Raw genomic sequence first — 21,361 nt, 5'->3', positions numbered from 1 at the left:
GAGCGTGCGTCGCGGTGAACTCCCTCAGGCGGAGGAGGAAGCCGATACCGGCGGTGTCGTGCCCGACGTCGTCGGTGCGGAGCCGGCGCCCCGCTCCCGTTCAGAGAGGGCTGATCGTGCGTCGCGGTGTTCTCCGCAAGGCGGAGGAGGAAGCGATACCGGCGGTATCGCGCCCGACGACAACGCCGCGGAGCCGGCGTCTCCCTGTCTGGTGAGGGCTGATCGTGCGTCGCGGTGTTCTCCGCAAGGCGGAGGAGGAAGCGATACCGGCGGTATCGCGCCCGACGACAACGCCGCGGAGCCGGCGTCCCCCTGTCTGGTGAGGGCTGATCGTGCGTCGCGGTGTTCTCCGCAAGGCGGAGGAGGAAGCGATACCGGCGGTATCGCGCCCGACGACAACGCCGCGGAGAACACCGCGACGTGCGATCAGTGGCCGGACCAGGTCTCGACGTTGGCGACGCGGACCTCGATCTCCCGCCCGTTGGGTGCCGTGAAGCGGGCGGTGTCGCCGACGTTCAGGCCCATGATCGCCGAGCCGAGGGGGCTCTGGGGGCTGTAGACGTCGAGGTCGCTCTCGCCGGCCATCTCGCGGTTGCCGAGGAGGAAGCGGGACTCGTCGCCGGCGATCTCGGCGGTGATGATGGTGCCGGCCTCGACGACTCCGTGGCTCTCGGGGGGCGTGCCGATCTCGGCCTCGCGGAGGAGGGAGGTCAGCTGGCGGATGCGGGCCTCGATCTTGCCCTGCTCGTCCTTCGCGGCGTGGTAGCCGCCGTTCTCCTTCAGGTCGCCCTCCTCGCGGGCGACCTCGATGCGCTTGGCGATCTCCTCGCGTCCGTTGGTGGACAGCTCGGTGAGCTCCGCCTCGAGACGGTCGTACGACTCCTGGGTCATCCAGGTCACCTGTGACTGGTCGGCCATGGTGGGCTCCTGCTCTGCGGGCCGCGCTCGCGGCGCCCGGCAGCACCGTGCGGAGGTGTCCGCGTCCGGCGGTGGGGACGGCCGGCGTCAGGCGGCGGTGGGAATGGCGAGGCCCCGACGAGTCCGTCAGGGCTTCGGGCAAGCCTACGGGAGCCAGCAGGAGGAGATCAAACCTGTGTTCGCCAGCTCGGTGGTGCGGACCGTCTCCGTGTACGAGCGGAAGCGCTCCGTCGAGGCGGGGTACTCCACGACCAGCCAGCCGACGACCGCGGACTGCTCGTTGAGGGCCTGGACCGCGCAGGCGACCTCGCGGCCGACGGGCGCGGTGAGGTCGAAGGAGACGGTGACGGTGCGGTCGTCGACGACCTGGTGCGCGGTGTCCTGGACGTCCACTCCGCCGCGCGCTCCGTCGAGTCCGGCCCAGATCACCCAGGCGGCGAAGACGGCGACGAAGGCGAGCGCGACGCCGCCGAAGAGCCAGCTGTTGCCGCGGCGGGTGCGCGTCGTGCGGCCGTAGCGGGTGGCGAGGAATCCGGCGGCGCGGACCGCGTCCGGATCGAGCGCGGGCGCGGCGGCTCCCTCGACGCTCTCGGACGTGCGGGCGGCCACGGAACTCCCTGGGTGATGCGTCTACTCTGGACGGGTGGCGCGCGTCCTTCGCGGACGGGAGCGCCGAGCCCATTAAACCCCGAGGAATCGAGCGATCGTGTCCCAGGCCGTCGAGGTCTCCGTCGATTCGGAGGTGCGGGACACTCCGCGCCTCCTCGCCGTGCACGCCCATCCGGACGACGAGTCGAGCAAGGGCGCGGCGACGCTGGCCGCCTACGCCTCGCGAGGCGCCGAGGTCATGGTGGTCTCCTGCACCGGAGGCGAGGCCGGCTCCGTGCTGAACGAGGGCCTCGAGGCCCGCGCGCACGCCGAGCGCGACATCGGCGGCCTCCGCCGGTACGAGATGGCCGCCGCCCGCGAGGCGCTCGGCGTCGAGCACGCCTGGCTCGGCTTCGTGGACTCCGGGATGCCCGAGGACGGGAAGGTCGACGCCGCCTCGTTCGCGGGCCTGCCGCTCGCCACCGCCGCCGCTCCGCTCGTGCGCCTGGTCCGCCGGTTCCGGCCGCACGTGATCATCAGCTACGACGAGAACGGCGGCTACCCGCACCCCGACCACATCCGCGCCCACCGGGTCGCCGTCGAGGCGTACCGCGCGGCGGGCCTCGCCGAGGAGTACCGGGGCACGGGCGCTCCGTGGTCGATCTCGAAGCTGTACTACGACCGCGTCTTCAGCGGCCAGAAGCTGCGGGCGATCGCCGAGCACCTGCGCTCGATCGACCCGGAGGACCCGCGCCTGTCGGTCTTCGAGGAGATGAAGCGCTGGAACGAGGACACCCCGTACCTCGCGACCACGCGCGTCGTGATCTCCGGCTTCCACGACCGGCGCGATGCGGCCCTGCTCGCGCACGCCAGCCAGGTCGCTCCGGACAACGCCTTCTTCTTCCTCCCGCACGAGGCGATCGACGCCGCCTGGCCGACCGACGACTTCCAGCTCGTCGAGAGCCGGGTCGACGCGCCGACGCCCGAGACCGATCTCTTCGCCGGTCTAGACCTGGCCGAGCTCGCCCCGGGCCCGACCGCGGTCGTCCCGCCGATCGCTCCCGACCCCGAGCCCTCGGGGGAGGCCCCGGTCTCGCCGGAGCCCGACGGCTCCGGCGTCGTCGTCGCCGACGAGGTGCGCGCGTGATCGCCGGGCTGCTCGAGGGCGCCCAGCGGGCCGTCGTCCTCGCCTCCACGACGGTGCCGACTCCGGGTCCCGAGTTCAACGAGGACACGGTCACGCCGGGCCTCTTCGGCTTCGTCACGATGCTCGTGATCGCCCTCGCCGCCGTCCTCCTCGCGCTCGACATGGTCCGACGCGTGCGGCGCACCACCTACACCGCGCAGGTGAAGGAGCGGCTCGACGCCGAGGAGGCGGAGCGCAGCGGGAGCTGAGCCCGGCCCGCCGCGGTGGACTCGGGTCCCGCTACGCGTTGTAGGCGGGGTGGAGCGAGACGATCAGCGCCGCCGTCCAGTGGCAGAGGAACGCCACGGCCGTGAGCGCGTGGAAGATCTCGTGGAAACCGAAGACGCCCGGGACCGGGTTCGGCTTCTTGATGCCGTAGATCACGGCGCCCGCGGAGTAGCAGAGCCCGCCGACGAGGACGAGCACCATCATGATCGCGCTGGCCTCGAAGAGCGGACCGAGGTACATCACGGCCGCCCAGCCCAGCAGCAGGTAGAGCGGCACGTAGAGCCAGCGCGGCGCCCCGATCCAGAAGACGCGGAAGCCGATCCCGAGCAGCGCCCCCGCCCAGACCAGGACCAGCAGGAGCGTGCCCTGCGCGGGCGGCAGGGCGAGCACGGCCAGCGGCGTGTAGGTGCCGGCGATCAGCAGGAAGATGTTGGCGTGGTCGATCCGCTTGAGGATCATCTTCGTCCGCGGCTTCCAGTCGAAGCGGTGGTACAGAGCGGAGTTCCCGAAGAGCAGGAGCGACGTGGTCGCGAACACCGCGGCCGCCCACTTCGCCGCGGTCCCCTCCGCGACGACGATCAGCACCACTCCGGCGACGATCGCGACCGGGAAGAGGCCGGCGTGGATCCAGCCGCGCCAGGTGGGCCGGACCTCCGCCGAGGAGTCGTGCTCGATCGCGTCCTCGACGAGGGGGAGGGCGGGCAGGTCGGGGCCGTCCGCTCCGACGGGGTCGCCGGCGCGGACGGTGCGGGCGCGGGGATCGGACGGGGGAGGCGTCGGCCGCTGGCTCATGCCGGACAGACTACGACGCCGCCCCGGGCCGACGCCGAGCGTCGCCGGGCTTCGAGGAGCGCCCCGGGTCGACTACCGTGTCACTGTGCCGAAGCCGAGACTGCCTGTGGGAAGGGACCTCCTCTACGGCGTCTACAAGAAGCGCCTCCGCTCGAGCCTTCCCCCCGACTCCCTGCCGAACCACGTCGCGATGATCATCGACGGCAACCGGCGCTGGGCGCGGCAGCGGGCCCTCGAGACCGCCGCGCACGGCCACCGGGCCGGCGCCGCCAAGGTGCACGAGTTCCTGCAGTGGTGCGACGAGCTCGGCGTGCGCCACGTCACCCTCTACCTGCTCTCGCAGGACAACCTCGTCGGGCGGGACAGCAGCGAGCTGACCGAGCTGATCGAGATCATCGCCGACCTCGCCGAGGAGGTCTCCCAGCAGCCCGACTGGCGCGTGCAGCACGTCGGCTCCGACGAGGGCCTCCCTCCGTCGCTCGTGGCCGCGCTCGACACGGCGGAGGCGCGCACCGCTTCCCACACGGGCCTGCACGTCAACCTCGCGGTCGGCTACGGCGGCCGGCACGAGATCGCCCAGGCCGTGCGGAGCATCCTGGAGGAGCACGGCAAGCGCGGGTCCTCCATCGAGGACGTCGCGGGCCTGCTGACCCCGGAGCTCATCGGCGAGCACCTGTACACCAGCGGGCAGCCCGACCCGGATCTGGTCATCCGCACCTCGGGGGAGCAGCGCCTCTCCGACTTCATGCTCTGGCAGAGCGCGCACAGCGAGTTCTACTTCATGGAGGCGCTCGGCCCCGACATCCGCGAGGTCGACTTCCTCCGCGCGCTCCGCGACTACGCCGGACGGCACCGCCGCTTCGGCAGCTGACCTCGCGGCTCCCGCCGCACCACCGACCGGAAGGGCCGGCATGAGCTCGAACGAGGCCACCTCGACCACGACCGAGGACTACCTCGCCGGCTTCGGCGAAGAGACCGGGTACCTCGACTTCGGCCGGGTGGGCCCGCTCTCGGCGACCGTCGCCGCCGAGCAGGAGGCGGCCGTCGAGCTGCTGGTGCGCGCGCGCAGCGGCACCCTCGACGAGCTGTTCCGGCAGGACGAGCGCGTTCGGGAGGCCGCGGCGGTGCTCGTGCGCGTCCCCGCCGACCGCGTCGTCTTCCAGCCCAACACCTCGACCGGCCTCCTGCACGCGCTGTTCGGCGCCTCGGGCGCGGTGCTGCTGTCGGCCGCCGAGTTCCCGAGCCTGCCGTTCGCGGCGGTGCGCTCAGCGCAGGCCCTCGGCTCGGTGGAGCCCCGGTGGCTGCGGACCGAGCAGGGTCGGGTGACGCCGGAGGCGGTCCGCGAGCAGCTGACGGACGACGTGACGACCGTCGCGGTGAGCCTGGTCGACTCCCGCACGGGCTACCTCGCGGACGTCGCAGCGATCCGCGACGTGATCGGCGACCGGATGCTCGTCCTCGACGCCATCCAGGGCTTCGGCGTCGTCGACGCGCCCTACGAGCTGGCGGACGTGGTCGTCACCGGCGGCCAGAAGTGGCTCCGCGCCGGCTGGGGGACGGGCTTCCTCGCGCTCAGCGAGCGGGCGCTGTCGCGGCTGACGCCGGTGCTCTCCGGCTGGACCGGATCGGAGCAGGCGGAGCCGTGGGACGAGGTCGCTCCGCCGCGCGGCGACGCCCGCGCGTTCAGCATCAGCAACCCGGACCCGATCGCCCAGGCCCGGCTCGCGTCGGCGCTGGAGGAGGTCGCCGCGGTCGGGCAGCCGACGATCGCCGCGCTCGTGGCGGAGCGGGTCAGCGCGATCGTCGATCTGGCGGACGAGTTCGGGCTGGCGGTCGTGGGCTCCCGCGGCGAGCACGAGCGCGCCGGCATCGTGGTCGTCGAGCCGGAGCCGGAGGAGCTGGCCCCGCTGGCCGCCTCCCTCGCCGCGCACGGGGTCACCGCGCGCCTGCGTCCGAGCACCGTCCGCTTCAGCGCGCACGCCGGCACCACCGACGAGACCCTCGCGCTGCTCCGCGCCGCCCTGATCTCGTCGGCCACGAGCATCGACTACTAGGCCCGATTCCGCGCGTTCACACACTGGTTACACATTCGTAGCGGTGAGAAGCACACGGATGTCATTCGCCGGGTTAGGTTCGAGTCATCAGGTACAGCGCCTGGTCGAGACGGCCACAGAAGTACGGCTCGACATCGCGCAGACGCCGAAGGGACACTGCGCGGTGCACGACACGCACCGATGAGACCGGCTCGAGGACATGAGCCGGGGGCTCCGGCCCCCGGAGTGTGGAGAGTCGTCGTGACAGTTCCCCAGGGCATGGATCCGCAGACCGGGACGCAGGGCGGCGTCCACCGCCGTGTCCAGCACGGCTCCTCGGATCCGGCCGATCAGCTCCTCCGCACCTACGTCCTGGACACCTCGGTGCTCCTGTCGGATCCCTCCTCGATGTTCCGGTTCGCCGAGCACGCCGTCGTGCTGCCGATCGTCGTCATCAGCGAGCTCGAGGGCAAGCGCAACGATCCCGAGATCGGCTACTTCGCCCGGCAGGCCCTGCGCCGCCTCGACGAGCTGCGCGTGCAGCACGAGCGCCTCGACTTCCCCATCGCCGTCGGCCGGGGCGGCACTCTCCGGGTCGAGCTCAACCACTCGAACATGTCGGTGCTGCCGAGCGGGCTCCAGATGGGGGACAACGACGCGAGGATCCTCGCCGTCGCGCTCAACCTGCAGAGCGAGGGCGCCGCGGTCACCGTCGTGTCCAAGGACATGCCGATGCGTGTGAAGGCCGCCTCCATCGGCCTCGCCGCGGAGGAGTACCTGGCCGAGCAGGCCCCGGAGTCCGGCTGGACCGGCATGGACGATGTGACGCTCGGCGGCGACGCGATGAGCGAGCTCTACGACCGCGAGCGGCTCTTCACGGACGTCGTGGCCGACATCCCGGTCAACACCGGACTCGTCGTCCACTCCGACCGCGGCTCCGCTCTCGCGAGGGTCACCGGCAAGCGGCAGATCACGCTGGTCCGTGGCGACAAGGACGTGTTCGGCCTGCACGGGCGCTCGGCGGAGCAGCGGCTCGCGATCGACCTGCTGCTCGACCCGGAGGTCGGCATCGTCTCGCTCGGCGGCCGGGCCGGCACCGGCAAGTCGGCGCTGGCGCTCTGCGCAGGGCTGGAGGCGGTGCTGGAGAAGCGCCAGCACAAGAAGATCATGGTCTTCCGGCCGCTCTACGCGGTGGGCGGCCAGGACCTCGGCTTCCTGCCCGGCGACGCGGCCGAGAAGATGAACCCCTGGGCGCAGGCGGTCTTCGACACGCTCGGGGCGCTGGTGTCGCAGAACGTGCTCGACGAGGTGATCGAACGCGGGATGCTCGAGGTGCTGCCGCTCACGCACATCCGCGGGCGCTCGCTGCACGACGCGTTCGTGATCGTCGACGAGGCGCAGTCCCTGGAGCGGAACGTCCTGCTCACGGTGCTCTCGCGCGTCGGCCAGAACTCCCGGGTGGTGCTGACCCACGACGTGGCGCAGCGCGACAACCTCCGGGTCGGCCGGCACGACGGGGTCGCCTCCGTGATCGAGACGCTGAAGGGCCACCCGCTCTTCGCGCACGTCACGCTCACCCGTTCCGAGCGCTCCGCGATCGCCGCGCTGGTCACCGAGATGCTGGAGTCGAACGAGCTCGCCTGACGGGCACCCGGCGCGTCCGGCCCGCGGGATCCGAGGATCCCGGGGCCGGACGCGTCCCTCCCGGGCACCGGGGCGTAGCGTGGACGGGTGAGCATCCTCGACGACGCGCTCCTCGAGCGCTTCCGCACCCGCGCGGCCGACTACGACGAGCGCAACGCGTTCTGCGCGGACGACCTGGAGGAGCTGCGCTCGATCGGGTACCTGGCGCTGCTCGTCCCCGAGGAGCTCGGCGGTGCTGGCCTCGGCCTGGAGCTGGCGGCCGCCGAGCAGACGCGCCTGGCGACCGCCGCGCCCGCGACCGCGCTCGCCGTCAACATGCACCTGGTGTGGACCGGGATCGCACGGCTCCTGCTCGAGCGGGGCGACGACTCCCTCCGCACGGTGCTCGTCGACGCCGCGGCGGGCCACGTCTTCGCCTTCGGCAACAGCGAGGCGGGCAACGACCTGGTGCTCTCGGACTCGCTGACGCGGGCGGAGCCGCTCGGCGACGGCGGCTACCGCTTCACCGGGACGAAGGTCTTCACCTCCCTCGCGCCCGCATGGACGCGCCTCGGTGTGTTCGGCCGCGACGACAGCGGGACGGAGCCGCGCCTCGTGCACGGCTTCGTGCACCGCGAGAGCCCGGAGGCGCCGGTCGCCGGGCTCGAGGTCCGCGACGACTGGGACACGCTCGGCATGCGGGCGACCCAGAGCCGCACGACGGTGCTCGACGGCGTCGTCGTCCCTCGCGAGCGGATGATCCGCTCGCTGCCCGTCGGACCGACCGCCGACCCCTTCGTCTTCGCCGTCTTCGCGGCCTTCGAGCTGCTGATCTCCTCGGTCTACCTCGGTGTCGCGCAGCGCGCGCTCGAGCTCGCCGTCGCCTCCGTGCGCCGTCGGACGTCCCTCCGGGCGGGCGGGCGGCCCCTGGCGGAGGATTCCGAGGTGCGGCACCGGGTCGCGGAGGCCGGGATGCTGCTCGACGGGCTCGAGGCGCCCCTGCGCTCGGCGGCGGCCGACGTGGACGCGCTCGTCGACCGCGGTGCGCGCTGGTTCCCCTCGCTGGTCGGGGTGAAGATCCGCACTACGGAGGGAGCGCTGCACGTGGTCGAGAGCGCCGTCCGGATCGCGGGCGGCTCGGCGTACCAGCGCAGGTCGGAGCTCGGCCGCCTCTACCGCGACGTGCTGGCCGGGCAGTTCCACCCCTCCGACGACGCGTCGGCGCACGGTGCCTGGGCGTCGCTCCTGCTGGGACCGCTGCCTCCGCGCGACTGAGGCCGGGGGTCGGACCCACCGCTGCCTGAGCACTCCGGCGGGCCGCCCTGTGGAGAACTCCGACGCGCCCGTGGCGGTGCGCTCTAGTCTCGGCGGATGCTCCGCGGACCTCTGCTCGACCGGGCCGCCATGCTCCTGGGCGCCCTGGTGCTCCTCCTGGTCGCCGCCCCGCACCTCGATCGGGCGCCCGGCCTCGTCCCGGTGGCACTCGCGAGCGTGCCGCTGGTGCTGGCGGACGTGCGCGGGCACCGGCTCCCGAACGCGATCACGCTCCCGCTGCTGGCGGTCGGAGCCGCACTCGCGCCCACGGAGGGGACGCTTCTCGCCGTCCTCGCGACGGTGCTGTGCCTGGGCCTGCTGCACGCGGTGGGCGGTCTGGGCCTCGGCGACGTGAAGCTCCAGGCGGCCCTCGCGCCGCCGCTCGCGGCTCTCGGACCCGAGCAGGTCGCCGCCGCGCCCGCCGTCGGCTTCGCGATGGCCGGACTGGGGGTGCTCGTGCTGCGCGTCCGCGGGCGGGTCGCGTTCGGGCCGTTCCTGCTCGCGGGGTTCTGGCTGGTGCTCTGACGGCCCGCCCCCGCGCCGAGCGCAGGGACGGGCCGTCGGAGATCCGGACTCAGCCGGGGTGCGTCATCGACATGACGTCGAGGGCGCTGTCGAGCTGCTCCTCCGTCACCTCGCCGCGCTCGACGAAGCCGAGGTCGACGACGGACTCGCGGACCGTGATGCCCTTCGCCACCGAGTTCTTGGCGACCTTGGCGGCGGCCTCGTAGCCGATCACCTTGTTGAGCGGGGTGACGATCGAGGGCGACGACTCGGCGAGCGCGCGGGCGTGCTCGACGTCGGCCTCGAGGCCGTCGACGGTCTTGTCGGCGAGCAGCACGGCCGAGTTCGAGAGCAGGCGGATCGACTCCAGCAGCGCCGTCCCCATGACCGGGATCGCGACGTTGAGCTCGAAGGCGCCGGAGGCGCCGGCCCAGGCGATGGTGGCGTCGTTGCCGATCACGCGCGCGCAGACCATGAGGACGGCCTCCGGGATCACCGGGTTCACCTTGCCGGGCATGATCGAGGATCCGGGCTGCAGGTCGGGGATCCGCAGCTCTCCGAGGCCGGTGTTGGGTCCGGAGCCCATCCAGCGGAGGTCGTTGTTGATCTTGGTCAGGCTCACCGCGAGCACGCGCAGCGCTCCGGAGGCCTCGACCAGCGAGTCCCGCGCGCCCTGGGCCTCGAAGTGGTTGCGGGCCTCGGTGACGGGCAGGCCCGTCTCCTCCGCGAGGCGCGCGATGACCTTCTGCGGGAAGCCGGCGGGGGTGTTGATCCCGGTGCCGACCGCGGTGCCGCCGAGCGGGACCTCGGCGACGCGGGGGAGCGCCGACTGCACGCGCTCGATGCCGAGGCGGATCTGCGCGGCGTAGCCGCCGAACTCCTGGCCGAGCGTGACCGGGGTGGCGTCCATCAGGTGCGTGCGGCCGGCCTTGACGACCTCGGCCCACTGCTCCGCCTTGACCTCGAGCGACTCGGCGAGCTGCTCGAGAGACGGGATCAGCGACTCGATCAGCGCGCCGGTGACGGCGACGTGGACCGAGGTGGGGAACACGTCGTTGGAGGACTGCGAGGCGTTGACGTGGTCGTTCGGGTGCACGGTGCGGCCGAGGGCCGTGGTCGCCAGTGAGCCCAGCACCTCGTTCATGTTCATGTTCGAGGACGTGCCCGAGCCGGTCTGGTAGACGTCGATCGGGAAGTGCGCGTCGTAGCCGCCCCCGACGACGAGGTCGGCCGCATCGGCGATGGCGGTGGCGATGTCGGCGTCGAGCACGCCCAGCTCGGCGTTGGCCAGCGCCGCCGCCTTCTTGATGCGGGCGAGGGCCGCGATCTGGGCCGGCTCGAGGCCCGCCCCCGAGATCGGGAAGTTCTCGACCGCTCGCTGCGTCTGCGCGGCGTAGAGGGCGTCGCGGGGGACCCGCACCTCGCCCATCGTGTCGTGCTCGATGCGGAAGTCGCCGGAGTCGTCGGTCGGGGAGTGATCCACCACGCTGTGTTCGTCCTTGTCTGATCGGTTGGTGCTGTGCTGTCCGGAGCCGCTCACGCGGGATCCGATCCCACCGCGCTCGGAGCGGCGGCGGAGGAGGCCGAGCCGGAGTCGCGCTCCAGCTCGGAGACGTAGGGGCTGAGCTCGGGCGGATCGATGCCGAGCACGACATCGGACATCACGGTGCCGTCCGAGAGCCGGTAGTTGGCGCCCACGAGGGCGAGCCGCCCGGTCGCGACCGCGTCCGCGATCAGCGGGGAGCGCTGGAGCAGCTCGGCGACCGTGTCGCGCAGGTGCTCTCGGCCGACGGCCAGCGCGTCCGTCGCCGACGGGTCGACGAGGACGCGGCCGTCCGGCTGAGCGCCCACGAGGCGGCGCACCGCGGGGATGATCGGCTCGATCAGGTGCTCGATGTGCGGGGGGAGCCGCTCGGCGCCGGGCGCCTGCGACTGGATCGCCGCCCGGACCGCTCCGCACTCGTCGTGGCCGAGCACGAGCAGGACCTTCACGCCGAGGACGGCGACGCCGTACTCCAGCGAGCCGATGATGGAGTCGGCGATCACCTGGCCGGCGTTGCGGACGACGAAGAGGTCGCCGAGACCCAGGTCGAAGATGATCTCGGCCGCGAGGCGGGAGTCGCTGCAGCCGAAGAGCGCGGCGAGCGGGGCCTGCGCGGCGGCGAGCTCGGCGCGGCGCTCGACGTCCTGGCGGGGGTGGCGGGGCTCGCCGGCGACGAAGCGCTGGTTGCCGCGGAGCATCTCCTTCCACACCCACGCCGGCGGGCGGGACTCGCGGGGGACGGTGCTGCTGGTTCCGAGACTCATCGGGACTCCTCCTGGCCGATCTGCGGGGTGATGGCGTCCACGACCCGGCGGATCTCGTCCGTCGGGGCCGTGCCGTAGACGAGGTAGGTGCTGGAGCCCTCCGTCGTCTCGAGTGCGTAGGGCGTGTTGCCGGTGTCGTCGCCGGAGTCGCGGTGGTCGTAGACGGTCCAGTCGCGGCCGTCGATCGTCTCGACGCCGGTCGCCGCCCGGCGGTCGAGCTGCGTCGCGACCCAGGCCGCGTCCGCGTCGAGCCCCTGGCTCAGGCCGATGTAGCCCGCCTTCGGGGTGATCAGGCCGACATACCAGTAGTCGGTGCCGTTCTCCCGGCGGAGCTCGGCCGCGTTGGCCTTCCAGCCCTCGGGCAGGGAGGGCACGGCGAGCGTCTGCTCCTCGCCCAGCTGGACCTGCGCGGCGACGCGGGGGACGTCGACCGAGGAGAGCTCCACGGTGTCGCCGCGGGGGACGAGCAGGACGATGAGCGCCACGGCGCCCACGGTCGCGAGCAGCGAGAAGACGAGGTTGTTGACCGTCTTGCGCTGACGGTAGAGCCGGGAGTTCTCGGCCTTGCGGGCGGCCGTCTCGGCGGCGGTCTCCGGGCGCCCGAGCTCGGCGACGACCCGCGCCGGCTTGCCGCGGCTCATCCGGCGGCCGCCCCTCCGGAGCGGGCCGCGTCCAGTCGGGCGCGTGCTCCGATCAGCCACTCCTCGCAGCGGGCGGCGAGGGCCTCGCCCCGCTCCCAGAGGGCGAGCGAGCGCTCGAGGGTGGAGCTGCCCTGCTCGAGCTCGGAGACGACGCGGACGAGCTCGTCGCGCGCCTGCTCGTAGGAGAATCCCGAGACGTCGGAGTCGGTCGCCGGGGCGTCGGGGGAGTCGGGCATGGGTCTGATCCTATCGATCGGGGCTGAGGGGGACGGGTGGCGCGACGGGCTCAGGACCGGCCGGCGGGATCGCCGGTGGGCCCCTCGGAGCGGGCGCCGACGGCCCCCTCCGCGAGCGTGAGGACGAGCGCGCCGCCGGACGGCGCGTCGCCGGGCGCCCGGACGACGTGACCGGCCGCGTTCTGGACGATCGCGTAGCCGCGGTCGAGGGTGTGCTGCGGGGAGAGGGCCCGCAGGTGGCCGTGCAGGCGCTCGACCTCGAGGTGCGCGCGTTCGAGGCGGCGGTCCACCAGCTCGGCGCCGCGCGCCACCCAGCGGGTCAGCTCCTCGGAGTGCCGGTCGACCAGCACGTGCGGCTGGGCGAGCACCGGCCGCGAGCGCAGCTGCGAGAGCCGGTCGATCTCGTGCGAGACGAGCCCGCTCACGCGGCCGGTCATCCGCAGCCGGGCCTGCTGCACCCGCAGCAGCTCGTCGGAGACGTCGGGCACGACCCTCTTCGCGGCGTCGGTGGGAGTGGAGGCGCGCAGGTCGGCGACGTCGTCGAGCAGCGGGCGGTCGGCCTCGTGGCCGATCGCGCTGACGACCGGAGTGGAGCAGGCGGCGACGGCGCGCACGAGCGCCTCGTCGCTGAAGCCGAGCAGGTTCTGGAAGTCGCCGCCTCCACGGGCGATCACGATCACGTCGATGCTCTCGTCGGCCTCGAGGGTCCGCAGCGCCGAGAGCACCTCCGGGACCGTCCGGTCGCCCTGCACGGCCGAGTGGACGACCCGGAAGCGCACGGCCGGCCAGCGCAGCTGCGCGTTCCGCAGCACGTCCTTCTCGGCGTCCGAGTCCTTGCCGGTGATGAGGCCCACACCGTGCGGGAGGAACGGCAGCGGCTTCTTGCGGGAGGCGTCGAACAGGCCCTCCGACGCGAGCTGCCGGCGGAGCCGCTCGAGCTTCTCGAGCAGATCGCCCAGGCCGACGTGGCGCATCTCGAAGACCTGCATCGAGAGCGTGCCGCCCTTGACCCAGTAGTTGGGCTTCACCAGCGCGATGACCCGGTCGCCCTGCTTGAGGTCGGCCGGGAGGCGGCTCCGCACCGACGACCAGACGGTGAAGCCGACCGTCGCGTCTCCGGACAGGTCCTTGAGCTTCCCGTAGACGTTGCCGCCGGACGCGCCCCACTGGGTGATCTCGCCCTCGACCCACGCCGTGCCGAGCCGCTCGATCCAGCCCTTGATCTTGCTCGCGAGCAGGCCGACCGGCCAGGGGGCGTCGGCGGTGGGTGGGGCGTCGGTCATCGCTGCCTCTGCTCGGGGGACGGGGGAGGCGGGAGTGCCCTCCCGCGACGACAACGGTACGGGACGGGTCCGACACCGGGACGGCCCGGGCACAGGATGCACCACGTAGAATCAGGGGGTGAGCCAAGTCCCGATCAGCCTGCCCATGCCGCGCATGCCCCGCGCCACAGGGCGTCTGCGCGACGTCCCCGTCGAGGGCCGCAAGCGCGTCCTCCTCGCCGCGCCCCGCGGCTACTGCGCCGGAGTCGACCGCGCGGTCGTCGCCGTCGAGAAGGCCATCGAGCACTACGGTGCCCCCGTCTACGTGCGCAAGCAGATCGTGCACAACGTGCACGTCGTCTCCACGCTCGAGAGCCAGGGCGCGATCTTCGTCGACGAGGTCGACGAGGTGCCCGAGGGATCCCACATCGTCTTCAGCGCGCACGGCGTCTCGCCGGCCGTCGTCCAGGGGGCGGCCGACCGGAACCTCCAGGCGATCGACGCGACCTGCCCGCTGGTGACGAAGGTGCACCGCGAGGCCGTCCGCTTCGCGCGCGACGACTTCGAGATCCTCCTCATCGGCCACGAGGGCCACGAGGAGGTCGAGGGCACCGCGGGCGAGGCCCCCGATCACGTCACCCTCGTCGGCAGCCCCGACGACGTGCCGAACATCGTCGTGAAGGACCCGGACAAGGTCGTCTGGCTCTCGCAGACGACGCTCTCGGTCGACGAGACGATGGAGACGGTCCGCCGCCTCCGCGAGCGCTTCCCCAACTTGCAGGACCCGCCGAGCGACGACATCTGCTACGCCACCCAGAACCGCCAGGTCGCGATCAAGAAGGTCGCCGCGGGCGCCGAGCTGGTCATCGTCGTCGGCTCCGCGAACTCCTCGAACTCCGTGCGCCTCGTCGAGGTCGCCCTCGAGTACGGCGCGAAGGCCGCCTACCGGGTCGACTACGCGAGCGAGATCAGGCAGGAGTGGCTCGAGGGCATCCGCACCGTCGGCGTCACCAGCGGCGCCTCGGTGCCCGAGGTGCTCGTCCAGGAGGTCCTCGACGACCTCGCCGCCGCCGGGTACGGCGACGTCGAGGAGGTCAAGACCGCGGAGGAGGACCTGATGTTCTCGCTCCCCAAGGAGCTGCGCAAGGACGTCGCCGGCAAGCGCGACGCCCGCGGCGTCGGGGGACGCATCAGCGCGGGAGCGGGCGCCTAGAGCGTTCCGGCCCGGACGCGGAAGAGGCCGCCCTCCCTCGGGAGCGGCGGCCTCTTCCGTGTCCGGTCGACCGGGGATCGACGCTAGACGTCGGTGCCCGCGCCGCCCTGCGAGCCCGACATGCGCGTGACGTACTCCGCGAACGTCGGGTCCCCCAGGATGGCGATCGCCGCGACGATCAGGGAGAGCAGAACGGTCGCCGCGATCCCGAGGATCGGGACGAGCACGGCGCGCTTGCCGGCGCGGAGCCGACGGATCGAGATCCACACCGCGAAGGCGACGATCAGCGACTGCGCGAGCGCCACCACGACGCCGAGGATCCGCGCGAGCTCCGGCGACGCGTAGGTGCCGATGCCCTGGGAGCGGTAGAGCTCCTGGAGGGTCGTCGCGAAGCTCGAGGGATCGAGCAGCGTCGGCACGGCGAAGAACACGCCGAGCGCGAGCAGCACGATCGTGAGCAGGCGGTCGACGGGATGCGCGACGGGCTTCGCGGCCGGAGCGGTCGCGGGCCTCGGATCGGTCTCCGACCCCCGCGGGTCGGGGACGACCACGGCGTCCTCCGGCGGCTGCCACGACCAGCCGGGCGGCGCGTACTCGCCGTACTGCGGCTCCGGACGCCCGGCGCCCGGCTGATCGTGTGCGTTCGTCACGGAGTGGTGCCCTACTTCCCGGAGTTCCCGGCCGAGCCGAGCTGACGGGTCGCCTCGGCGACGCGCGCGGCCATGGCGGTCTCGGCGATCTTGCCCCACGAGCGCGGGTCGTAGACCTTCTTGTTGCCGACCTCGCCGTCGACCTTGAGGAAGCCGTCGTAGTTCTTCAGCACGGTGTCCGCGACGGAGCGGCTGAACGCGTACTGCGTGTCGGTGTCGATGTTCATCTTGACGACGCCGTTGCGGACCGCCTCGGCGATCTCCTCGTCGGTCGAGCCCGACCCGCCGTGGAAGACGAGGTCGAGGGGGAGCGCGCCGGTGCCGTACTTCGCCTGCAGGCCGTCCTGGATCTCGCGGAGCAGCTCCGGGCGCAGGCGGACGTTGCCCGGCTTGTAGACGCCGTGGACGTTGCCGAAGGTGAGCGCGGCCATGTAGCGGCCCTGCTCGCCGAAGCCGAGGGCCTCGACGGTCGCGATCGCGTCGTCGAGCGTGGTGTAGAGGTGCTCGTTGATGTCGTGCGAGACGCCGTCCTCCTCGCCGCCGACGACGCCGATCTCGACCTCGAGGATGGCGTTGATGTTCTTGACGCGCGGGAGGATCTCCTTCGCGATGGCGAGGTTCTCGTCGAGCGGGATCGCGGAGCCGTCCCACATGTGCGACTGGAACAGCGGCTCACGACCGGCCTTGACCTCCTCCTCGGAGGCGGCGATCAGCGGGTAGACGAAGCCCTCGAGCGCGTTCTGCGGGCAGTGGTCGGTGTGGAGCGCGACCGTGACCGGGTAGTTCTTGGCGACCTCGGTCGCGAACTTCGCGAAGGCGATCGCGCCGGCCGCGCGGTTCTTCACCGTGTGGCCGGCGAAGTAGTCCGCGCCTCCGGTGGTGACCTGGATGATGCCGTCCGAGCCCGCCTCGGTGAGGCCCTGGAGGACCGCGTTGATCGTCTGCGACGACGAGACGTTGAACGCCGGGTAGGCGAAGCCGCCCGCCTTCGCCTTGTCGAGCATCTCTGCGTACTGGTCCGGGGTAGCGACGGGCATGGCATCTCCTTTGACGGATGAACGAGGGGGGGTCGGGCGAGGCCCGCGTCGCGGACGAGTCTAGCGAGGCGCCCCTCCGCGGTCCCTCCGCCCGTGGAGGGCCCTGGACTAGGCTTCCGACAGGGATGGGGATCCGCTCCGCGGGTCCTGCGACGACGTGCACGAACTCGACGACGAAGGACTCCGCTCTGTGATCGACAACGACTCGCTCTACCTCCACCCCGACCGCAACCTCGGCATGGAGCTCGTCCGCGCCACCGAGGCCGCCGCGATCCGCGCCGTGCCCTTCATCGGCAAGGGCGACAAGAACGCCGCCGACGGCGCCGCGGTCGACGCCATGCGCACCTTCCTCGGGACCGTGAACTTCGACGGCGTCGTCGTGATCGGCGAGGGCGAGAAGGACAACGCTCCCATGCTCTTCAACGGCGAGCACGTCGGCAACGGCTCGGGGCCCGCCGCCGACATCGCCGTCGACCCGATCGACGGCACCTCGCTGACCGCCGCCGGGCGCCAGAACGCGCTCTCGATGATCGCCGTGGCCGACCGCGGCGCGATGTTCGACCCCTCCGCCGTGTTCTACATGGAGAAGATCGTCACCGGGCCCGAGGGCGTCGGGATCATCGACATCCAGCGCCCGATCGGCGAGAACATCCGCGCCCTGGCCCGCGCGAAGCGCAAGCCCGTCGAGGAGATGCGCATCGCGGTGCTGGACCGCCCCCGCCACGCTCAGCTGATCGAGGACATCCGCGCGGCAGGAGCCGGCACGCGGCTCCTGCTCGACGGCGACGTCGCGGGCGGCATCAACGCGGCTCGCCACGACTCCCGCCTCGACATGTGCGTCGGCACCGGAGGCACGCCCGAGGGCATCATCACGGCGTGCGCCATCCGGGCGCTCGGCGGTGTGATCCAGGGCATCCTCCGTCCGAAGGACGACGACGAGCGCCAGCGCGCCATCGACGCCGGGCACGACCTCGACCGCGTGCTCCACGCCAACGACCTCGTCCGCAGCGACAACACCTACTTCGTCGCGACCGGAGTGACGAACGGCGGACTCGTGAAGGGCGTGCGCAAGGAGGGCCACGTCATCACGACGGAGTCCATCGTGCTGCGCTCCCGCTCGGGCACCATCCGCCGCGTGACCGCCCAGCACCTCGCGGAGAAGTGGGTCTAGTCAGGCACCGTGTCTCCGAGGCGCCGCTCCGCCGCTGAGACGGCGCCCTGCTGACGGCGCCTCGGCGACTGCGCGCGGCGTCTCGGCTCGGAGGCGGACCGAGCCTCCCTACGCGCTCCGCTCGGACTCGTCCTCCGCGGCGAGCAGCTCGACGGCGGTGAGGCGGCGCGGCGAGGAGGCGACTCCTCCGACCGGGGCGATGACGCGCGACTCGTCGAGGGAGTCGAACTGGCGCGCCGTGACGAGCACGCGGCTCTCGAGGGAGCCGGCGAAGGCGTTGTAGGAGTCGACCGTCTTCTCGAGCGAGCGGCGCAGGCCCTCGGCGTGGTCGGCGAGGGTGCCGAGACGGGCGTAGAGCGTCTTGCCGAGGTCGAGCAGGCGCTTGGCGTCGTCGGTGAGCACGTCCTGCTGCCAGGTGTACGCGACGGTCTTCAGCACCGACCAGAGCGTCACGGGCGAGGCGAGGGCGACGCGCTTGCGGAACGCGTACTCGAGCAGGCTCGGGTCGGCGTCGAGCGCGCTCGCGAGCAGCGGCTCGCTCGGCACGAACGCGATGACGAACTCGGGGCTCGCCGGGAGGCCGGTCCAGTAGGAGCGGGCGGCCAGCGCGTCCACGTGCCCGCGGAGGGCGCGGACGTGCGCGCGCAGGAGCCCCGCGCGCCGCGCCTCCTCCTCGCCGCCGGCGCCCGCGGGGATCGCGCTCGCCTCGAGGTACGCGTCGAACGGCACCTTGGCGTCCACCGCGATCGCCTTGCCGCCGGGCAGGCGGACCACCATGTCGGCGCGGCCTCGGCCCGCCTCGCCCTCGAGGCCGAACTGCACGTCGAAGTCGACCCGCTGGGTGAGCCCCGCGGCCTCGACGACGTTCCGCAGCTGCGTCTCGCCCCAGGCTCCCCGGCTCGTGGTGGAGCGGAGCGCGGAGGCGAGGGTCTCGGTGGTCGAGCGCAGCTGCTCGCCCGCGGCCCGCTGCCCCTCGAGCTGCTCGGTGATCGCCCCGAACTGGGCGGCGCGCTCGCGCTCGAGCCGGCCGACCGCCTCCTGCATGCCGCGCAGGCTCTCGGCGACGGGGGAGAGGGTCTGCAGGATGCGCGCGTCGTGCCGCTCGCGCTCGGCGACGACGCGCAGCTGCTCCTGGAGCTCGCGGATCTGGTCGCGGGCGGAGCCGAGGTGCTCGCGGTGCTGCTCGACGACGGCCTCGTGGCGCTCCTCCAGGCCCTCCGCGCGCGCGCGGGCCGTCGCGAGGTCGAGGGCGGCGTCGGGCGTGCGGGAGCGGGCGAGGAGGACGGCCACGACTCCCGCGAGGAGCGCGCCGACCACCAGGCCGAGGACGAAGGAGAGATCCATGCCGCCGATGACACCACGCACCTCCGACATCGACCGGTCGACGCGCCACGACCACCGAACGAGGGCCAGGACGCCCCGCGACCGCCTCGTAGACTTCGCGATCATGGGGAATCACCACCGCTCATCGCGCCTGCTCACGGCCGCGCTCGCTCTCGCCGTCGGGCTCGGCACCGCCCTCGTCCCGATCACCGCCGCCTCCGCCGCCGAGGACGCGCCGTCGACCCTCTCGGTCGAGACCGGCGCTCTCGACGCGTCCCTCGACCGCGCCGACCTCGGCGTCCCGGACCAGTCGACGCAGTACAGCGCCGATCAGACCAAGAGCTTCCGCGCGGGTTTCATCGTCAGCGACGCCCAGTTCTTCGACGGGGACGCGCTGAGCCGGAGCCAGGTGCAGTCGCTCCTGGACGACAAGGGCGACGACTGCACCACGGGCAGCGGCACGCCCTGCCTGAAGGACTTCTCGCAGGCGACGCCGTCCAAGGCGGCGGACCCGATGTGCAGCGCCTACCAGGGCTCCGGCAGCGAGTCCTCGGCCTCGATCTTCACCCGCGTGGGCCTGGCCTGCGGCATCAATCCGCTCGCCCTGGTCGTGCTCGTGCAGAAGGAGCGGAGCCTCGTCACCGATACGTCGCCGAGCCCCGAGGACTACGCCAAGGCGACCGGCTACGACTGCCCGGACACGGCCGCGTGCGACCCCGGCTCCGCCGGATTCTTCACCCAGGTCTACAGCGCGGCCCGCCAGTTCAAGCGCTACGCCAACCCGCCCGGCTCGGGCTCGAACTTCACCGCATTCGCTCCGGGAACCACCCGGAACATCCAGTACTACCCGAGCACCGCGTGCGGATCCTCACCGGTCACGATCCGCAACCAGGCGACCGCCGATCTGTACTACTACACGCCGTACCAGCCCAACGACTTCGCCCTCACGAACTCCGGCGACTCGGCCTGCGCGACCTACGGCAACATCAACTTCTGGTACCTCTTCAGCGACTGGAACCCGAACGGCACCCTGGCCAACGCCGGCATCGCCCCCGCGGGACGTGTCGACGCCCCGCGCATCTCGGGCAGCACGCTGAGCGTGTCCGGCTGGGCCGTCGACCCGACGACGCAGCAGGCCGCGCTGACCACGACGGTCACGGTGACCGGACCCGACGGCACCCGGACGGTCCGCACGCAGACCGCGAACGGCGACCGCGGCGACATCCCGGGCGAGTACCCCGTCGCCGGCCGCGCCCACGGCTTCGGCGCCACCACGCCCGTCTCGGCACCCGGCACGTACCAGGTCTGCGTCTCCGCCGACTCCGTCGACTGGAACCGCTGGGTCGGCTCGGGCGACTCCCGAGGCCCCGGCCGGAAGGATCTCGGCTGCTCGACCGTGAGCACGTCGGCCGGGATCGACGTCTCGCGCCTGGCGGGCACGGACCGCCAGGGCACCGCCGTCGAGATCTCGAAGGCCGTCTTCGGCCCGAACGTCCCCGTCGTCTACATCGCGACCGGCGCGAACTTCCCCGACGCGCTGAGCGCCGCCCCGGCCGCGGCCAAGCAGAAGGGCCCGCTGCTCCTGGTCGACCGCGACGGCATGTCGCAGCCCGTCCGCGACGAGCTCGCTCGTCTCAAGCCCGCGAAGATCGTCGTCGTCGGATCGGAGCTCAGCGTCGGCAAGGGCGTGTACGACCAGCTCAAGGGCTACACCCCGGCGATCCAGCGGCTCGGCGGGACCGACCGCTACGACACCTCGAGGAAGATCATCCAGTACGCCTTCTCGGGCGGCTCGTCGCGCGCCTGGCTGGCGACCGGGGAGAAGTTCCCGGACGCGCTCGGCGCGAGCGCGGCAGCCGGCTCGGTGAACGCTCCCGTCGTCCTGGTCAACGGCACCGGGAGCACGGCGGACGCCGTGACGACGAGCATCCTCTCGAAGCTCAAGGTGCAGAACCTCACCATCGCGGGCAGCCCTCTGTCGGTGAGCGAGGGGATCAAGAACTCGCTTCCGGTGCCGACGATCACCCGCATCGGCGGGGTCGACCGCTACGACACCTCGGAGCAGCTCAACCGCGCCGCATTCTCGAGCGCCAAGACCGTGTTCCTGGCGACGGGCGAGAACTTCCCCGACGCCCTCGCCGGAGCCACGGCGGCGGGATACTCGAACAGCCCGCTGTTCGCCGTGCCGACGAACTGCGTGCCCCGCGCCGTCCTGACCGACATCGCGAAGTCGGGAGCGCAGCGGGTCGTCCTCCTCGGCGGTCCCACCACCCTCTCGGAGGACGTCGCACGCCTCACCCCCTGCGGCTGATCACCCGCGGGCCCGCCACTAGCG

General features: G+C 72.4%; 21 protein-coding genes. 10 read left to right on the top strand and 11 right to left on the bottom strand.

Annotated features, from left to right (window positions below; genetic code table 11):
- Positions 1 to 426: 426 nt before the first annotated feature.
- Entirely contained in the window at positions 427 to 918 is a 492-nt protein-coding gene (gene greA, locus C5C24_RS01095; RefSeq protein WP_104225519.1) for a transcription elongation factor GreA, read from the bottom strand.
- 144 nt (positions 919 to 1,062) lie between these two features.
- Positions 1,063 to 1,527 carry a DUF4307 domain-containing protein gene (locus C5C24_RS01090; protein ID WP_104304076.1) on the bottom strand — a complete coding sequence of 155 codons (465 nt, stop codon included), beginning with the start codon at positions 1,525 to 1,527 and terminating at the stop codon, positions 1,063 to 1,065.
- Positions 1,528 to 1,624: 97 nt separating this feature from the next.
- Between C5C24_RS01090 and mca the strand changes: the two genes are divergently transcribed.
- Positions 1,625 to 2,653 carry a mycothiol conjugate amidase Mca gene (mca, locus tag C5C24_RS01085; protein WP_308470807.1) on the top strand — a complete coding sequence of 343 codons (1,029 nt, stop codon included), beginning with the start codon at positions 1,625 to 1,627 and terminating at the stop codon, positions 2,651 to 2,653.
- A complete protein-coding gene (locus C5C24_RS01080; protein WP_244248096.1) occupies positions 2,650 to 2,901 on the top strand; it encodes a hypothetical protein in 252 nt (83 codons plus the stop codon). Before mca ends, C5C24_RS01080 begins: the two co-directional genes overlap by 4 nt.
- 31 nt (positions 2,902 to 2,932) lie before the next feature.
- Here C5C24_RS01080 and C5C24_RS01075 read toward each other — a convergent pair whose 3' ends face one another.
- Positions 2,933 to 3,712: a hemolysin III family protein gene (locus C5C24_RS01075; RefSeq protein WP_104280899.1), complete on the bottom strand. Its 780-nt coding sequence runs from the start codon at positions 3,710 to 3,712 to the stop codon at positions 2,933 to 2,935.
- A gap of 106 nt (positions 3,713 to 3,818) precedes the next feature.
- On the opposite strand from C5C24_RS01075, the gene C5C24_RS01070 reads away from it, so the two are divergent.
- The 5 genes from C5C24_RS01070 (at position 3,819) to C5C24_RS01050 (ending at position 9,207) form a co-directional block, all read left to right on the top strand.
- On the top strand, positions 3,819 to 4,583 hold the full coding sequence (locus tag C5C24_RS01070; protein ID WP_308470806.1) for an isoprenyl transferase: 765 nt from the start codon (positions 3,819 to 3,821) through the stop codon (positions 4,581 to 4,583).
- 40 nt (positions 4,584 to 4,623) lie between these two features.
- Entirely contained in the window at positions 4,624 to 5,766 is a 1,143-nt protein-coding gene (locus C5C24_RS01065) for an aminotransferase class V-fold PLP-dependent enzyme (protein ID WP_104304075.1), read from the top strand.
- A gap of 258 nt (positions 5,767 to 6,024) precedes the next feature.
- Positions 6,025 to 7,389 carry a PhoH family protein gene (locus tag C5C24_RS01060; RefSeq protein WP_104224423.1) on the top strand — a complete coding sequence of 455 codons (1,365 nt, stop codon included), beginning with the start codon at positions 6,025 to 6,027 and terminating at the stop codon, positions 7,387 to 7,389.
- 87 nt (positions 7,390 to 7,476) lie between these two features.
- Complete coding sequence (locus C5C24_RS01055; protein ID WP_104304074.1) at positions 7,477 to 8,643, top strand: acyl-CoA dehydrogenase family protein; 1,167 nt, start codon at positions 7,477 to 7,479, stop codon at positions 8,641 to 8,643.
- Between the two features lie 96 nt (positions 8,644 to 8,739).
- Entirely contained in the window at positions 8,740 to 9,207 is a 468-nt protein-coding gene (locus tag C5C24_RS01050) for a prepilin peptidase (protein WP_104304073.1), read from the top strand.
- A gap of 49 nt (positions 9,208 to 9,256) precedes the next feature.
- Here C5C24_RS01050 and C5C24_RS01045 read toward each other — a convergent pair whose 3' ends face one another.
- From C5C24_RS01045 to xseA, 5 genes are read right to left on the bottom strand one after another with little or no spacing between them, the layout of a single operon-like run.
- Complete coding sequence (locus C5C24_RS01045) at positions 9,257 to 10,672, bottom strand: aspartate ammonia-lyase (RefSeq protein ID WP_104277199.1); 1,416 nt, start codon at positions 10,670 to 10,672, stop codon at positions 9,257 to 9,259.
- Between the two features lie 50 nt (positions 10,673 to 10,722).
- A complete protein-coding gene (locus tag C5C24_RS01040; protein ID WP_208543312.1) occupies positions 10,723 to 11,493 on the bottom strand; it encodes a carbonic anhydrase in 771 nt (256 codons plus the stop codon).
- Positions 11,490 to 12,134, bottom strand: coding sequence for a DUF4245 domain-containing protein (locus C5C24_RS01035; RefSeq protein WP_104277200.1), 645 nt, complete (start codon positions 12,132 to 12,134; stop codon positions 11,490 to 11,492). Before C5C24_RS01035 ends, C5C24_RS01040 begins: the two co-directional genes overlap by 4 nt.
- Complete coding sequence (locus C5C24_RS01030; protein WP_104224418.1) at positions 12,131 to 12,370, bottom strand: exodeoxyribonuclease VII small subunit; 240 nt, start codon at positions 12,368 to 12,370, stop codon at positions 12,131 to 12,133. Before C5C24_RS01030 ends, C5C24_RS01035 begins: the two co-directional genes overlap by 4 nt.
- A 50-nt stretch (positions 12,371 to 12,420) precedes the next feature.
- On the bottom strand, positions 12,421 to 13,653 hold the full coding sequence (xseA, locus tag C5C24_RS01025) for an exodeoxyribonuclease VII large subunit (RefSeq protein ID WP_104277201.1): 1,233 nt from the start codon (positions 13,651 to 13,653) through the stop codon (positions 12,421 to 12,423).
- A gap of 145 nt (positions 13,654 to 13,798) precedes the next feature.
- Between xseA and C5C24_RS01020 the strand changes: the two genes are divergently transcribed.
- Positions 13,799 to 14,845 carry a 4-hydroxy-3-methylbut-2-enyl diphosphate reductase gene (locus C5C24_RS01020; protein WP_104277202.1) on the top strand — a complete coding sequence of 349 codons (1,047 nt, stop codon included), beginning with the start codon at positions 13,799 to 13,801 and terminating at the stop codon, positions 14,843 to 14,845.
- 83 nt (positions 14,846 to 14,928) lie between these two features.
- Here the strand turns inward: C5C24_RS01020 and C5C24_RS01015 are convergent, their stop codons facing one another.
- Together C5C24_RS01015 and fbaA are read right to left on the bottom strand one after the other, a co-directional pair.
- A complete protein-coding gene (locus tag C5C24_RS01015) occupies positions 14,929 to 15,495 on the bottom strand; it encodes a DUF6264 family protein (protein ID WP_104280895.1) in 567 nt (188 codons plus the stop codon).
- An 11-nt stretch (positions 15,496 to 15,506) separates the two neighbouring features.
- Complete coding sequence (fbaA, locus tag C5C24_RS01010; RefSeq protein ID WP_104277204.1) at positions 15,507 to 16,532, bottom strand: class II fructose-bisphosphate aldolase; 1,026 nt, start codon at positions 16,530 to 16,532, stop codon at positions 15,507 to 15,509.
- 238 nt (positions 16,533 to 16,770) lie between these two features.
- Between fbaA and glpX the strand changes: the two genes are divergently transcribed.
- Positions 16,771 to 17,703, top strand: a complete 933-nt coding sequence (gene glpX, locus C5C24_RS01005) for a class II fructose-bisphosphatase (RefSeq protein ID WP_097165697.1) — start codon at positions 16,771 to 16,773, stop codon at positions 17,701 to 17,703.
- A gap of 108 nt (positions 17,704 to 17,811) precedes the next feature.
- On the opposite strand, the gene C5C24_RS01000 is transcribed toward glpX, so the two are convergent.
- Entirely contained in the window at positions 17,812 to 19,047 is a 1,236-nt protein-coding gene (locus C5C24_RS01000) for a DNA recombination protein RmuC (RefSeq protein ID WP_181135451.1), read from the bottom strand.
- A 103-nt stretch (positions 19,048 to 19,150) separates the two neighbouring features.
- On the opposite strand from C5C24_RS01000, the gene C5C24_RS00995 reads away from it, so the two are divergent.
- A complete protein-coding gene (locus C5C24_RS00995) occupies positions 19,151 to 21,337 on the top strand; it encodes a cell wall-binding repeat-containing protein (protein ID WP_181135450.1) in 2,187 nt (728 codons plus the stop codon).
- The last annotated feature ends 24 nt before the right edge of the window (positions 21,338 to 21,361 follow it).

This window comes from Rathayibacter sp. AY2B3, from assembly GCF_002931755.1.
In the GTDB taxonomy this organism is placed as follows: domain Bacteria; phylum Actinomycetota; class Actinomycetes; order Actinomycetales; family Microbacteriaceae; genus Rathayibacter.
Note: the sequence above shows the minus strand (reverse complement) of the source record. Positions and strands in the feature narration are given on the sequence as shown.

Coding starts and splice junctions, on each gene's coding strand:
- greA (WP_104225519.1), bottom strand. CDS start 918: ATGGCCGACCAGTCACAGGTGACCTGGATGACCCAGGAGTCGTACGAC.
- C5C24_RS01075 (WP_104280899.1), bottom strand. CDS start 3,712: ATGAGCCAGCGGCCGACGCCTCCCCCGTCCGATCCCCGCGCCCGCACC.
- C5C24_RS01065 (WP_104304075.1), top strand. CDS start 4,624: ATGAGCTCGAACGAGGCCACCTCGACCACGACCGAGGACTACCTCGCC.
- C5C24_RS01060 (WP_104224423.1), top strand. CDS start 6,025: ATGGATCCGCAGACCGGGACGCAGGGCGGCGTCCACCGCCGTGTCCAG.
- C5C24_RS01050 (WP_104304073.1), top strand. CDS start 8,740: ATGCTCCGCGGACCTCTGCTCGACCGGGCCGCCATGCTCCTGGGCGCC.
- C5C24_RS01040 (WP_208543312.1), bottom strand. CDS start 11,493: ATGAGTCTCGGAACCAGCAGCACCGTCCCCCGCGAGTCCCGCCCGCCG.
- C5C24_RS01035 (WP_104277200.1), bottom strand. CDS start 12,134: ATGAGCCGCGGCAAGCCGGCGCGGGTCGTCGCCGAGCTCGGGCGCCCG.
- C5C24_RS01030 (WP_104224418.1), bottom strand. CDS start 12,370: ATGCCCGACTCCCCCGACGCCCCGGCGACCGACTCCGACGTCTCGGGA.
- xseA (WP_104277201.1), bottom strand. CDS start 13,653: ATGACCGACGCCCCACCCACCGCCGACGCCCCCTGGCCGGTCGGCCTG.
- C5C24_RS01020 (WP_104277202.1), top strand. CDS start 13,799: ATGCCGCGCATGCCCCGCGCCACAGGGCGTCTGCGCGACGTCCCCGTC.
- fbaA (WP_104277204.1), bottom strand. CDS start 16,532: ATGCCCGTCGCTACCCCGGACCAGTACGCAGAGATGCTCGACAAGGCG.
- glpX (WP_097165697.1), top strand. CDS start 16,771: ATGGAGCTCGTCCGCGCCACCGAGGCCGCCGCGATCCGCGCCGTGCCC.
- C5C24_RS01000 (WP_181135451.1), bottom strand. CDS start 19,047: ATGGATCTCTCCTTCGTCCTCGGCCTGGTGGTCGGCGCGCTCCTCGCG.
- C5C24_RS00995 (WP_181135450.1), top strand. CDS start 19,151: ATGGGGAATCACCACCGCTCATCGCGCCTGCTCACGGCCGCGCTCGCT.